The organism is Catenulispora yoronensis, from assembly GCF_039531695.1.
GTDB lineage: Bacteria > Actinomycetota > Actinomycetes > Streptomycetales > Catenulisporaceae > Catenulispora > Catenulispora yoronensis.
The window spans coordinates 78,259-92,248 of sequence record NZ_BAAAQN010000016.1 but is presented as its reverse complement, the minus strand read 5'-3'; the positions used below and the strand labels follow the sequence as shown (position 1 = coordinate 92,248).

Genomic DNA, 13,990 nt, shown 5'->3' with positions numbered 1-13,990 from the left:
TTCGGCGGGACGGTCCGGCCGATCCCCTGGACGTCGCAGGGTTCTGTCTCCAGCCTGAACCTCGCACGGGGACACCGCTCGTCCGTTGGGGAGAACCGCCCATGCCTGTCTCCTGGTCTCGAAAGCTGCTCGCGGCCGTGGTCGCGAGCAGTACCGCCATAGGTCTGACCACCGTCGCGGTGGCCGCGGACCCCGCTGGTGGCATCCAGCCCGCGGCCACCGACATCGTCTCGGTCGGCTCGCAGACGTTCCAAGCCCGCGACAACGCCCTGGCAGCCGCGTACGACGCGACCAGTCCGGTCTCGAAGTACTTCAGTTGGGACGCGACCGGTTCCTCGCCGATCGTGCCCAAAACCGGCTGCGCTCCGCTGGCCCGGCCGAACGGGTCCATCGCCGGCATCGTGGCTCTGAACAACACCACCCACACGTGCATCGACATCGCCCGGTCCACCGTGGGGCCGGCGCCCGGCAACGCCGACTGGTTCATCCCCTTCGCCCAGGACGCGGACGGATGGGCGGCCGCCACCGGCGGCAACGCCCCGCACGACCTGACCACCGCCGACCTGACGGGCATCTACAACTGCACCATCACCAATTGGAACCAGATCGTCGACGAGCCCGGATACACCGGCCCGAACGCCGCGATCCAGGCGTTCCTGCCGCAGCCCGGCTCCGGCCTGCGCTCCTTCTGGCTGGCGGCGCTGGGCATCAACACCCCCCAGCCGTGCTGGCAGCCGGTCACCCCCGAGGAGAACGAGGGGACCGACCTCGCGTTCCAGGGCAACCCGAACGCGATCATCCCCTACTCGCTGGGCCACTACGTCGGACAGCTCTACCTGGGCAAAGGCGCCGGGGCCGACCTGCCCGGCGCCCTGGACGCCCTGCGCTCGATCAACAGCACCGCGCAGATCGACACCGTGAACCACCAGTGGAACGCGAACATCCCGCTGACCTACGTCAGCACCCTGTATCACGTCGTGCGGCAGGCCGACTGGGCCGACCCGACCGAGGGCCCGCGCCTGAAGGCGCTGCTGGGCCGGGCCGCCAACGGCGGCTGGGACTGCACCAACGCCGGCCTGCCCGGCGGCGGGAACGTGGTGACCGCCTACGGCTTCCGGACGATCGGCGTCCGGTGCGGCACGCTGATCGCCGGGACCGCCCCCGGGACCGTGGGCGGCTGCACCGATCCCGGCCCGGCCTCGATCCAGCCCGCACCGCCGGGCACCGAACCGTCGGTTCCGGCCAGCCCGGGCTCGGCGGTCGACGACGCGATGAAGGACGTCGGCGGCCAGTTCCTGGACCTGTGGGTAGCCAACCAGTACCCGGGGTTCGCCGGAGTGATCGCCGACGAGACCCATTCGGTGCTCGACCTGTACTGGCAGACGGGCCAGACCCTGCCGGCGCCGGTCCAGGCCATCGTGAACAACCCCGGCGGCGGCATCACGGTCACCAGGGTGGACGCGCCCTTCGGCCGGATCCAGTTGCAAAACAGTGCCCAGAGCCTCATGAGCAACCTGGGGCTCAATACTCAGATTTGCGGGTTCTTGCACACCGTGAAGATCCTGGAGGACGGCACCGGTCTGACCGCGGGCGTCGACCCCTACACGCCCGGCACCTTCGACCAGTGGCAGGCCGGGTCGACGCTCACGGCCGCCGCCGGGGTCCCGGTCACGGTCGAGGTCGGGCCGCAGCCGCAGGACAGCGCGCGCATCAGCGACACCTCGCCCTTCTACGGCGGCGCCGGCCTGACGGCGGGCACCGCGTTCTGCTCCTCCGGGTTCGGCGTCACGGACGGCACCAAGGACTTCCTGCTCACCGCCAACCACTGCTTCGCCAACGCCGCGGCCGTGAAGAACGGCAACGGCACCGTGGCGGTCGGCACGGTCACGGCCAACCGGCAGGTGAACGACTCCGAGCTGATCACCGTGGCGGCCGGCAGCGCGGCCGGCACCAGCACCTTCTTCGGCGGGGTGGGCAACGCCGGCGCCGCGGAGACCACCCAGGTGGTGCGGGTCGCCGTGGCGAACGTCCGCAACACCTCGGCCTGCACCTCCGGCGCCTCCACCGGCGAGAACTGCGGCCTGAACATCGACGCCACCAACGTGGTCATCAGGTCCCGCGCCCGGGTCAACGGCGTGATCGTCGTCGCCGTCGTCCGCAGCGACATGGTCATCGCCTCCGCCGCCGCCGGAAAGCGCTCCTCGGGCGACGGCGACAGCGGCGGCCCGGTCACCAGCGACAGCTCGAACAACCGCAGGGCACAGGGCACCATCTCGGCGGGCCGGGTGGTCGTCGGCTGCGGCGCGTTCGCCGCGGCCGGGAAGAAGTGCTACAACCAGGTGCTCTACGCCGACCTGAAGACGCTCCTGGCCGGATACAAGGTGGCCATGAAGTAGCCGCGGCGCCTGACGGCGATCAAGCGGAAGCCCCGGGCCATCGATGATGGGCCGGGGCGCGCCCGGCTGCCGACGCCGGTGGGGGGAGGCCTTCTCAGGCTGCGAAACGGTGAGCGAGTTCGTCTCGGGCGATGCGCTCGACCAGCAGGGGGATGTAGTCACGGATGCGGGCGCCGGCGAATCCGTCGGCCGTCTTGTGCACGACGTCGGCGACGTCGGTGCGAGTGCGGTCTGCGAACTTGGTCTGGAGCCGGTTCAGCACCTGCTCGATGGCACCGGTTTCCCGGTCTTGCGGTCCTGACGCGGTCATGGCGGCCTTCCGTCGCGGGGAGGGAAAGGCAGGTATGCCCTGTCTCATCTCGACCATACGCGGTGACGCCACCAGGATCTGAGGTTCTGAGGATCCAAGGACCTGTTGCGGCAGGTCTCGTACTGTGTCAAAGCAGAGGTCCCTCCTTCCGGAGGACCCGCGTCGGACCGCTTCCCATGCCCCGCATGGCGGAGGCGGCAAACCGGCAGCGAGCGGGTTCCGTGATCGCCACGCACGATAAGGCGGATGAGGTCCGACCCGGTGGATCATCGGCGTACCGCGTCCATAAAGGAGGAATCCATGGCTGGCAAGGCAAGTGTGGTGTTCGCCCACGGTTTGTGGGCCGACGGCTCGTGCTTCGCGAAACTCATCCCGACACTCCAAGCCGAGGGCCACGAGGTTCTCGCCTCCCAACACGGCCTGGACTCCCTCGAAGGCGACGTCGCCTGCGTCACCCGAGCCATCAACCGCGTGCCTGGCCCCGTCGTGCTCGTAGGCCACTCCTACGGCGGCACACTGATCACCAAAGCCGGGATCCACGACCGCGTCGGCGCCCTGGTCTACATCTGCGCCCTCGCCCCCGACGACGACGAAACCTCCCAAGAACAACAAGACAAGTTCGCCGCGACCCCGGTCTTCGAGCACATCGAGGTCGCCGACAACCGCGTCTACCTCAAGGAATCGGGCATCACCCACTTCTGCGGCGACCTCCCGCCCGAGGAGCAGAAACTCGTCCTGGCCACCGGCGCTGTACCGATCGCCGACATCTTCAACCAGCAGGTACCCGGCAACGCCTGGCGCACCAAACCCAGCTGGGCCATCGTCGGCACCCAGGACCAGACCGTGAACCCCGACCTGGAGCGCGCAGCCGCCGAGCGCATGAAGGCCACCACCATCAGCCTGGACAGCAGCCACGTCCCCATGCTCTCGCAACCCAAGGCAGTCCTCGACGTCATCCGCGACGCCGCCAGAAGCCTCGGGTAGACACTCGCTGAGCAGTGCGCGGGCGCTATGTCCTCAAGGGCATGGCGCTCGTTGCCGTCCCGGTGAACGGGAGCCCCCTACGGCGATCCCGGCGGAAGGCCGCGGCAGAAACCTCTTCACGGAAGCCTCGCCGTGACAGAGCTCTTGCATAAGTGTGGTTCGCGAACCCCCTGACCCAGTCCCACAGGGAGCAACCATGCGTCTTCCACGAATCCTCGCCTCACTCGCCGCGGCCGCCATGTTCGCCGTTCTGGCCACACCCGGTACCGCGGACGCGGACACCACGCCGCCGGCCACCGACCTCGCCTCGATCGACGCCTCGCTGCTCTACCCGTTCGAAACCGGCTTGGCGGCTCAATACGACGCGACCACCGCGGTGGCGAAGCTGCACGCGTACGAGGTCTGCCACGTCCCGGTTCCGCCCAAGACCTCCTGCCCGCCGCCGCTGCCCGCGACCTGCGGCGACGCCGCCAACGTGCTGAACGGCACGACCAGCGCCTGCTTCGACCTGGCCGCCGTCGACCGGTCGCCCCACACCGGCTCCACCGACTGGTTCATCCCCTTCGGCTCCGAGGCCGTCGGCTGGTCGGCCGCGACCGGCGGCCATGCCCCCGCCAATCTCACCTCGGCGGACCTGCGCAACATCTACACCTGCGTCATCACGCAGTGGAACCAGATCACCGACATCCCCGGCTACACCGGTCCCAGCACGGCCATCAAGATCTACGTGCCCCCGGCGGGTTCCTCCACCCGGGCGTCCTTCCTGTCCGCACTGGGCATCGCCGTCACCTCGGCACCGTGCTGGCAGGCCACCACGCCCGCCGAGAACGAGGGCACCGATCCGGTCTTCGCCGGGAACCCCGACGCCATCTTCCCGTATTCGCTGAGCCACTACGTCGGCCAGGTCTACTACGGCAGGGGCGGCGGCTCCGACCTGCCCGGCGCGCTCGACGCCCTCCGCTCCATCGACGGCGTCAACCAGATCGACTCCGCGACGAAGTCCTGGAACTCGAACGTGCCGACCGCGTTCGTCCGGTCGGTGTACCACGTCGTCCGCCAAGCCGACTGGGCCGACCCCGTCGAGGGCCCGCGCTTGAAGGCGCTGCTGTCCCGCGCGGTGGCCGGTGGCTACCTGTGCAGCGCGTTCCAGACCGGGATCACCAGCTACGGATTCCACGGTATCGGCGCCAGTTGCGGTGTTCTTGTCGCAGGAATCTGATTCAGCGGACGCCAAGGCGCTCTGTCGCCTGAATGGTTGACCTGGCATTCCAGGCAATTCCAGGAGGTGGTGGGAGGGCGGCGACGGCGATCGGTCCGGTTGCGGGCATTTGGAGGCTTTGTCACGATTGTCGCCGAGACCGGGCTGCCCTTGGGCAGCCGTCGACGGCAGTCATCCGGCTGCGCAGGACAGCGCGCCAGAACTTTGGTTCCGCCGTGGCGCGCTCGATACCTGGAGAGCACATGACAAAGCTTCCTCCGCCCATCACCCCCTATCTCGAACCGGCTGCGAAGGCGCTGTGCGAGGCGACGGATCCGCATCCCCGGATCTACGAGGTCCCGCCGGAAAAGGGTCGCGAGATCCTGGCCGAGCTGCAGAGCGATCCCAGCGTGCCTCGTCCCGATGTGGACGAGGACTGGGTCGTGGTGGACGCCGGCCAGTGGGGCAAGGTGAACACCCGCATCATCCGCCCCAAGGGCAGTACCGGGCCGCTTCCCGTCGTCATCTACATCCACGGTGCCGGCTGGGTCTTCGGTGACGACAGGACCCACGACCGCATCTTCCGTGAACTCACCGTGGGTGCCGACGCCGTGGGCGTGTTCCCCGTCTACGACCGCGCGCCCGAGCACGGCTATCCGACGCAGGTCGAGCAGAACTACGCCGTGGGCCAGTGGGTGCTGGAGAACGGCGCCGAGCACGGCATGGACACCTCGCGCATCGCCGTGACCGGCGAGTCCGTCGGCGGATGCATGTCGGCGGTGTTCGCACTGATGAACAAGGATCGCGGCGGCATCGACCTGAAGGCTCAGGTGCTGCTCTACCCGGTGACGAACGCCGACTTCGACACCCCGTCCTACCTCCAGTTCGCCGATCACTACTACCTCACCCGGGACGGGATGAAGTGGTTCTGGGACGCGTACACCACCGACCCGGCCAAGCGGGCCGAGCCGTATGCCTCGCCGTTGCAGGCATCGCTGGAGCAGCTGAAGGGACTGCCGCCGACGCTGGTCATCACCGACGAGGCCGACGTGCTGCGGGACGAGGGCGAACAGTACGCCAACAAGCTGCGCGAGGCCGGTGTCGACGTGACCGCGGTCCGAGTGGCGGGCATGGTCCACGACTTCCTCCTGCTGGACAGCTTGCGCGACACCCGTGCCGCCAATATCGCCCGCACACTGGCGATCGCGGCCCTGAAGGACGCGCTGCACGACAGCTGAGGTCGATCCCGGACCCGATTCGGGTCCGACTCGGGTCCGACTCGGGTCCGCTCGTCCCGGACAGGGGCGGGCGGGCCCGCTTTCGTCTGCCCGGGCGGCTCGCCGCACCGTAGACCGGGCCGCGCCGGTACTTTGGGCGGCATGGCGAACCACGAAGGTGTCCGCGTCGACGTTGCCGGCATTCTGCGGCAGTTGGAGGACAACGGGTTCGACGACGTCCGCGTCGAGTTCGTGTCCCAGGGCACTGACGAGTCGACGGTGCTCGACGTGGCGGGCCGGGGCGTCGCCGTGGCGAACGACGTGGCCGCGGAGCGGATCTGGGGCGCGGCGCCGACGGCGAGTATCGCGGGCGTCTCCGTGAAGTTGATGGACTTGTCCGACTTGGACGCGGTGGCTGTGTGGCTGGAAGCGTTCGTCGGCGAGCTGCGGGCCGGCGGCTTGTCCGGCGAGATCGGCGCCACGCCGCTGGTCCGGTTGCCGGAGTGGATCTCGCAGCTCGCGGAGCCGATGGTGACGGCGTACGTCGCGCTGGCCGCGCCAGCGCTCGGGGTCGGGGCCGGGGCCGGTGGAACAGCGGACGACTGGTGCGAGCGGGCAGTGGAGTGGGCGTCCGAGGCCGGGGGCGAGGCCTACCTGTCCAGTGCCGGGATGAACCAGCTGGACACGAGCAAGGATGTCGCGGCGCACCTGTCGTCCGTACTGCGGGCGAGCTCCTCGGGCGCGCTGCGCTACGCCGACGAGGGGGCGTCCCGGGCGGCGTTCGTCCAGATCGGCCCCAACGGCCAGGCGGTGTATCAGGTCCATGACCCGTCCGCCCCGCAAACGGTCCAGGTCGAGCGGGCCCGCGCGGCGATCATCGCCGAGGCCGCGCAGGCACACTTCGCCTTCGTGGCGCCGACGCCGCACCAGGCCTACGCCTGGGACGCGCGCAGCCGGGCGCTGCCGCCGCTGCGGCCGGAGGTCACCGCGGCCGCCCTGCGCGGGCACGCGGAGTTGTGGAGCCGGCTCGTCCCCGACGCGCACGGTATCCAACTCCTCACCCAGGAGCATATGGGTCTTGTCTCGGACCTGTCGCAGTGGACTGTGATCGAAGTCACACCAGGGCGGTTCGTCGTCGAGGCCCCGGATCTGACCGAGTGGCTCCGGCCCGAGGGACCTGCGAACTCGACCCTGGACAAAGCCCGAGCGGATTTCGGCAGAGCTCTGGCATCCGTCGACGATCTTCGGTAGCCGCCGCGTCCGGCGCGACAGCGATCGCAGGACATTGACCCCAGATTATGCTGCTGACAGACTTTATGAAAGTCGTAGCATTGCGTGCCTGATTCGGGGGACTGTTCCGTGCCGATTCGTCGTTTCGCGAGCTCAATCGCCATCATCGTCGCGGGGGCCCTCTTCGCGACCTCCGGGCCGATGGGAACGGTCGCCGCCAACGCGGACCCACCGCCTAAACCCACCGCGCCGCACTCGTCGAGCGCCGCTCCGTCCGCGACGAATCCGAGCCCTGCGAACACCGGCCCGGCGAACACCAGCCCGGCGGAAACGAATCCGGCAACCACGGTCCCGACTTCGCCGATATCCACGGCCGCCCCGAAGCAGCCGACCGCTGACGCCTCACCGACGACGCCCGCGAAGACCTCGGCGCCGAGCGGCGCCAAGCCGTCCGCCCCGGCCCCGGCGGTGACCCCGAACTTCGTCCTGCCGCCCTGCTCGCCCAACAGCACCGACACCTCGATCCCCGATCCGGGCGGCCCGCGCTGCATTGCCGGGCTCTCGATATCCACGCGGCGCACGCTGGGCTACGTGTACAACCCGGCCACCGCGAGCTACACGTCAGTACGCTGCGTCAGCGACCCGCGCGCCCTGGTCCCGAACGCGACCTACAACATCGTGGACTGCAAGCCATTGCGCCTCCAGGCCGAGAACATCGCCCAGAACCGCGTGATCGCCCAGCTGAACGCGGCCGGGGTATACGGCGACAGCGCGGCGACGGGCGTCACGGCCAACTTGCAGTGGGAGACGATCCTCCCCAACCCCGCCTCGCCCACCAAGAGCAACCGCCCGGACCTGCTCCTGTACGACCGCACCAAGGCCGCGGGCCCGGTCGGGCTGGTGGAGATGAAGGGCAACTGGAGCACGGACGACCCGGTGGCCGAGGTCACCAAGTACGTGGCGGACTGGCCGGCCGGCGGCCACCCGGCCGCGGCCTACCACTTCTCGCCGCCGATCAGCGACGACTTCAAGGTCCAGCTCGAACCGGCCTGCAAGGACGATCCGACGAAGCACTCCTACTACCAGTTCCACACCTACAGCGACCCGGCGAACGACGGCGTGATCCGGATCTCCCGGACCAAGGTCGAATGCCCTCCGCGGCAACGGGGAAGCGACCAGGACGAGAAGAACGGCGGCTACCAGGGAACCATCGGCGTCGACGCCGACCACAACGGCGTCGACGACATCTGGGACTTCGTCCGGGACCACCCCGAGCTGTGGTACCTGACCGGCCCGATCCTCGCCCCGGCGTTCCACCCGCTGCCCAAGCCCGTCATGGTGTCGTTGAACCGCGACGCCCTGACGGCGCTCGAGGAGGCCACTGAGGACGCCGCCCCGGACGCCATCGACGCGGAGTGGGCGGCGCTGATCGAAAGCCTGCCCCAGGAGGTCGCCGCGGCGGGCGCCGACATCGCCGCTGGCGACGCGGCGGCGCTGGGTCTGGACGCCGCCGAGCTGGCGGCGGCGGAAGTCGCGATGGACGCCGGGTTCGTCACCCTTAGCGCCTTGTTCCTGGCCCCGGTCATCGCCGCGGCGATACTGCTGGCGATCTGGGCGATGATGCACTGGCACCTGTTCGGCGACCCGCACATGACGACCCTGGACGGACTGGCCTACGACCTCCAGGACCAGGGCGAGTTCGAGGTGGTCCACGTCCCCAGCCTCAACCTCGACGTCCAAGCCAGATTCCTGCCTCAGGGCAGCTCCAGAACCTTCACCGTGGTGGACTCGGTGGCGTTCTCGATCAACGGGTCCTATGTCGAGCTGAACCAGGACGGCGACGCGGTCGTCAACGGGGTGCCGATCCCGTCCTCGCAGAAGCTGACCGATTTCGGCCAGGGGGCCGTACTGGTCCGCAACGGCAACAAGTTCGTGGCGACCTTCGGCGCGGGAAACGCCCGCCTGGCGTTCGGTGACAGCAGCCTCGGCTTCGACATCGCCCCCGGCGTGCCGACCACCGGCCTGCTCGGCAACAACGACGGCATCCCGGGCAACGACCTGGTGACGTCCGACGGCACGCCGATCACCTCGCCGACCGCCGCGGTGATCGACGGCACGTACGCGAACTCCTGGCGGCTCACCGACAACCAGTCCGACTTCACCTACGACGACGGCATGGACACCGCGGCGTACACCGACCTCACGTTCCCCTCGAACGTGGTGACGCTGGCCGACTTCGCCCAGTCCGACCAGGACCTCGCCCGCCAGGCCTGCAACGCCCAAGCGGTGCCCGCCGGTCCGCAGTTCGACGCCTGCATGCTCGACGTCGCCCAGACCGGCGACGCGAACTACGCCAAGGCGGCGGCCGCGGTCACCGACGTCCTTCAGGACTCCGCCGCGCACACCGTCGACGCCGCCGGCACGGTGACAGAGAACTTCGAAAGCGCGATCGGCAGCAACTTCCGCCCCGACAGCACCGAGTCGATCGGCGGCACGACCACGGCCGGGCCGGTGTTCGACGGCAGCGGGTACAGCTTCACCGTCCCGTCGCTGCCCGACCACTCCGGCGCCACGGTCGCGTTCGACGTCTACGCGATCGGCCTCACCAGTGCCAACGCCCAGAACCAGACGCTGACCGTGAAGGTCGGCGACCCGGCGACCTCCGCGGTGCTCTCGTTCACGCCGACCACGGCGAGCGTGTCGTCGGGGCCTGCGACGCTCACCGCGCTGGGCCAGGGCCAGACCACGCAGGGCGCGCCCTACCAGCGGTACCGGATCACCATGACGACCCCGCAGTACAGCGACGAGTTGAAGGTGCAGCTGACGCCGTCGGGGTTCCGGGGCCTCATCGGCACCAGCCTCGCCGTCGACAACATCGCGGTGGGCGTCACGCTCGTACCGGCGCAGACGTTCGCCGCCGCACTCCCCCTGGCGGTCACGGCCGGCACCGTCGACGGCACCGCCGCGGCGGGCGCCGGAACGCTGGAGAACACCGGATCGGCGGACGTGTACTCGTTCACCGTCCCGAGCGGCGGCCTGCATCTGAACCTCAGCATGGGCTCCTGCCCGACCGCGAGCCAGGCCGACATCTCCTGGACCTTGGCGACGGCGGCCGGCCGCACGACCGCCTCAGGGGGCTGTTACGCCCGGGATCTCGGCCTGGTGGCGGCGGGACAGTACACGCTGACCGTCGGCGGTCCGGGAGTCGTCGGGTCGTACACGGTCAACGTGGAGGCTCCGCAGTCCTTCGCGGCGACCGTGCCGCTGTCGGTGACCGCGAACACCGTGAACGGGACCGCCACCACCGGGGCGGGGGTGTTCGAGGACGGCGCTTCGCAGGACACGTACTCCTTCACCGTCCCGGCCGGCGGCGCGCAGCTCGCGCTGAGCCTGCGGTCGTGCCCGGCGTCGGACAACTACTCCCCCGGTACCTGGAAGCTGCTCGACGCCGCGACCCAGACCGTGGTCCACGCCGGCTACGGCGGCTGCTCGTACTCGGACTTCGGGACGCTGCCGGCCGGCTCCTACACGCTGCTCGTCGCGGCCAACGGCACACCGGGCCCGTACACGCTCGATCTGTTGTCGCCGCAGGTGTTCGCGGTGACGCTGCCGCTGACGACGACCGCGAACACGCTCAACGGGGCCTCGACGCCGGGCGCGAGCTACTTCGAGACGGGTGCTTCGCAGGACGCGTACACGTTCACGGTGCCGTCCGACGGCCAGTTCCTCAATCTCGACGTGACCACGTGCCCGACGGCGGGCTACTCCACGCCGCTGCGCTGGAAGCTGGTCAGCACGGCGACCGGGGCGACCGCCGCGAACGGCGGCTGCTCGTACTCGAACCTCGGTCCGCTGGCGGCGGGCGGCTACCGACTGGTGGTCAGCGCCGGCGGTGTGGCGGGCGGCTACGCGCTGAATCTTGAGGCGCCGCAGTCGTTCGCGACGACCCTCCCGCTGGCCGTGTCGCCGAACGTGGTCAACGGCGCGGCGGCGGCCGGGGCGGGCCGGTTCGAGACGGTGGCGTCGCAGGACATGTACACGCTCACCGCGCCGTCCGACGGATCGCCGGTGCTGCTGAACATCGCCTCGTGCCCGACCGTCGACTACAGCACCGCGCTGACTTGGCGGCTGCTGGACGGCACCGGCACCGCGATCGCCCACGGGCAGTGCGGCGTCGCCAGCCTGGGTGTCCTGGCCGCGGGCAGCTACCTGCTGGCGGTGGACTCCGGCGGCATGGTCGGAACGTACAGCCTGTTCGCCACCGCCGGCGGCGCCGGGACCCCGGCGGCGACGCTGGACGGCACGCCGGACGTGGTCACCACGACCATCGCGGCGCAGTCGGTGGCGATCGGGTTCGTCAACCCGGCGAGCCAGACCGTCGCGGTGACCGGCTCCTCCACGCTGACCAACGGCGACTGCGACTACTCGTCGCTGGTCTTCCACCTGTACGACCACGCCGGGGCCGAGGTGACCCACGGCACCCTGCAATGCGGCAGCGCCGGCATGCTCTACTCGCCGGTTCTGCCCGCCGGGTCGTACACCGTGCTCATCGTCCCGCCGGCGCCGGTGACCGGGAAGCTGGGCGTGCAGGTCTTCGGCGCGTCCTCCACGGCGGTGACGGCGACGCTGGACGGCGCGCCGGCGTCGGTGACGACGACTGCCGCCTCGCAGTCGGCGGTGGTCAGCTTCACCGTCCCGGCCAGTCAGGCGGTGACGATCACCGGCTCGGCGACCATCAGCAGCGGGGACTGCGACTACACGTCGGTGAAGTTCTACCTCTACGACCACTCCGGCGCCCAGGTAAAGAGCGGCAGCGTGAGCTGCGGCTCCGCCGGCGTGCTGTACTCGCCGACGCTGGCGGCGGGGTCCTACCAGATGTTGATCGCCCCGCCCGGGCCGGTGACGGGCACCTACGGCATCCAGGTCTTCGGCGCCGGTGCGTCGATGGCGACCGCGGCCCTGGACGGCACACCCGCCTCGGTGACGACGACCACCGCCGCCAAGTCGGTCGCGGTCGGGTTCACGCTTCCGGCGGACCAGGCGGTGACGGTGACCGGCTCGGCCGTGACCATCGGCGACTGCGACTACACGTCGGTGAAGTTCTACCTCTACGACCACTCCGGTACCCAGGTCAGCAATGGAAGCCTGAGCTGCGGCTCGTCCGGCCTGTTGTTCGGCAAGGCCCTGACAGCCGGGGCCTACACGGTGGTGGCGGTCCCGCCGGGGCCGGTGACGGGCACCTACGGCGTCCAGGTCTTCGGCGGGAGCATTCCGGCGGTCGCCACGCTGGACGGGACGCCGAAGGCGGTGACCACCACGGTCGCCTCGCAGGCGGCGGCGGTGCGCTTCACGGTGCCGAGCAGCCAGGCGGTGACGATCGCCGGATACGCGACGATCACCAGCGGCGACTGCGACTTCTCGTCGGTGAAGTTCTACCTCTACGACAGCACGGGCACGCAGTTGAAGAACCAGAACATCACCTGCGGAACGGCGGGCGCCCTGTACGGCGTGACGCTGGCGGCGGGCTCCTACACGGTGGTCGCCGTTCCGCCGGGCCCGGTGCTCGGTACCTACGGGGTCCAGGTCTTCGGGGCGACGCCGCCGGTGACCGCCGCCCTGGACGGCACGCCGGCCTCGGTGACGACCACGATCGCCTCCCGGTCGGTGGGGATCGGGTTCACCGTACCGACCGCTCAGACCGTCACGATCAGCGGCTCGTCGGCGACCACCGGCGACTGCAACTACTCATCAGTGCACTACTACCTCTACGACCACACCGGCACGCAGCTGAACAACACGAGCCTCAGCTGCGGAAGCGCGGACGCGCTGTTCGCCCCGACGCTCGCGGCGGGCACTTACACGCTGCTGATCGTGCCGCCGGGGCCGGTCACCGGTACTTACGAGGCGCAGGTGTTCGGGGCCACGGCGGCGTCGGCGACGGCGGCGCTGACCGGTGCCCCGGTCTCCGCGACCACGACGGTCGCCTCGCGATCGGTGGCGTTCGGGTTCACCGTCCCGACCAGCCAGGCGGTCACGATCACCGGCTCGGCGGCGATCACTGGCAACTGCAACTACTCATCAGTGCACTACTACCTCTACGACAGCACGGGCACCAAGGTGAAGAACACCAGCCTCACGTGCAGTACCAGCGGCCAGTTGTTCACGGCCACCCTGGCTGCGGGCTCTTACAAGGTGCTGATCGTCCCGCCGGGCCCGCAGACGGGTAAGTACGGCGCCCAGGTGTTCGGCACGGGTACGTCGTCGGCGACGGCTACCGAAAACGGCCCGCTGACGTCGGTGAAGACGACTGTCGCGGCGCAGGCTGTGTCGATCGCCTTCAGCAACCCGACGGCGAAGAACGTGACGCTGGCGGGTGCGACGACGATCACCGGCGGGACTTGTGGTACTTCGTCAGTGTTCTACTACCTGTTCGATCACACCGGTGCTCAGATCAAGAGCGGCAGCCTCAGCTGTGGCAGCAGCGGCACGCTGTACACGATGACGGCGCTGGCGGCCGGGTCTTACACGGTGCAGATCGTGCCGTTGGGGTTGGTGTACGGGTCGCTGGGGGTGAAGGTGACTGCTTCTTGATCGACTGACCGTTGGTTGACTGACTCGTGATTGAAGCAGGCTGATTGGGCCGGGTTCGCCTTCG

The 13,990-nt window shown here is 69.6% G+C and carries 7 protein-coding genes; 6 read left to right on the top strand and 1 reads right to left on the bottom strand.

What is annotated here, in order from left to right:
• Positions 1-101: 101 nt before the first annotated feature.
• On the top strand, positions 102-2,396 hold the full coding sequence (locus ABD481_RS15890) for a trypsin-like serine protease (protein WP_344666427.1): 2,295 nt from the start codon (positions 102-104) through the stop codon (positions 2,394-2,396).
• Between the two features lie 94 nt (positions 2,397-2,490).
• Here the strand turns inward: ABD481_RS15890 and ABD481_RS15885 are convergent, their stop codons facing one another.
• Positions 2,491-2,706 (bottom strand): three-helix bundle dimerization domain-containing protein, encoded by a 216-nt coding sequence (locus ABD481_RS15885; RefSeq protein WP_344666426.1) that lies wholly within the window; start codon positions 2,704-2,706, stop codon positions 2,491-2,493.
• Positions 2,707-3,006: 300 nt separating this feature from the next.
• On the opposite strand from ABD481_RS15885, the gene ABD481_RS15880 reads away from it, so the two are divergent.
• From ABD481_RS15880 to ABD481_RS15860, 5 genes are all read left to right on the top strand, one after another.
• Positions 3,007-3,690 (top strand): alpha/beta fold hydrolase, encoded by a 684-nt coding sequence (locus tag ABD481_RS15880; RefSeq protein WP_344666425.1) that lies wholly within the window; start codon positions 3,007-3,009, stop codon positions 3,688-3,690.
• Between the two features lie 196 nt (positions 3,691-3,886).
• Positions 3,887-4,909 carry a substrate-binding domain-containing protein gene (locus ABD481_RS15875; protein WP_344666424.1) on the top strand — a complete coding sequence of 341 codons (1,023 nt, stop codon included), beginning with the start codon at positions 3,887-3,889 and terminating at the stop codon, positions 4,907-4,909.
• 242 nt (positions 4,910-5,151) lie between these two features.
• On the top strand, positions 5,152-6,126 hold the full coding sequence (locus ABD481_RS15870; RefSeq protein WP_344666423.1) for an alpha/beta hydrolase: 975 nt from the start codon (positions 5,152-5,154) through the stop codon (positions 6,124-6,126).
• A gap of 141 nt (positions 6,127-6,267) precedes the next feature.
• Positions 6,268-7,356, top strand: coding sequence for a hypothetical protein (locus ABD481_RS15865; protein ID WP_344666422.1), 1,089 nt, complete (start codon positions 6,268-6,270; stop codon positions 7,354-7,356).
• A gap of 108 nt (positions 7,357-7,464) precedes the next feature.
• A complete protein-coding gene (locus ABD481_RS15860; protein WP_344666421.1) occupies positions 7,465-13,926 on the top strand; it encodes a VWD domain-containing protein in 6,462 nt (2,153 codons plus the stop codon).
• Positions 13,927-13,990: the final 64 nt, after the last annotated feature.

Excerpts from the sequence above, each read along its gene's own strand:
- ABD481_RS15880 (WP_344666425.1), top strand. The coding sequence starts at position 3,007 with ATGGCTGGCAAGGCAAGTGTGGTGTTCGCCCACGGTTTGTGGGCCGAC.
- ABD481_RS15875 (WP_344666424.1), top strand. The coding sequence starts at position 3,887 with ATGCGTCTTCCACGAATCCTCGCCTCACTCGCCGCGGCCGCCATGTTC.
- ABD481_RS15885 (WP_344666426.1), bottom strand. The coding sequence starts at position 2,706 with ATGACCGCGTCAGGACCGCAAGACCGGGAAACCGGTGCCATCGAGCAG.
- ABD481_RS15865 (WP_344666422.1), top strand. The coding sequence starts at position 6,268 with ATGGCGAACCACGAAGGTGTCCGCGTCGACGTTGCCGGCATTCTGCGG.
- ABD481_RS15870 (WP_344666423.1), top strand. The coding sequence starts at position 5,152 with ATGACAAAGCTTCCTCCGCCCATCACCCCCTATCTCGAACCGGCTGCG.
- ABD481_RS15890 (WP_344666427.1), top strand. The coding sequence starts at position 102 with ATGCCTGTCTCCTGGTCTCGAAAGCTGCTCGCGGCCGTGGTCGCGAGC.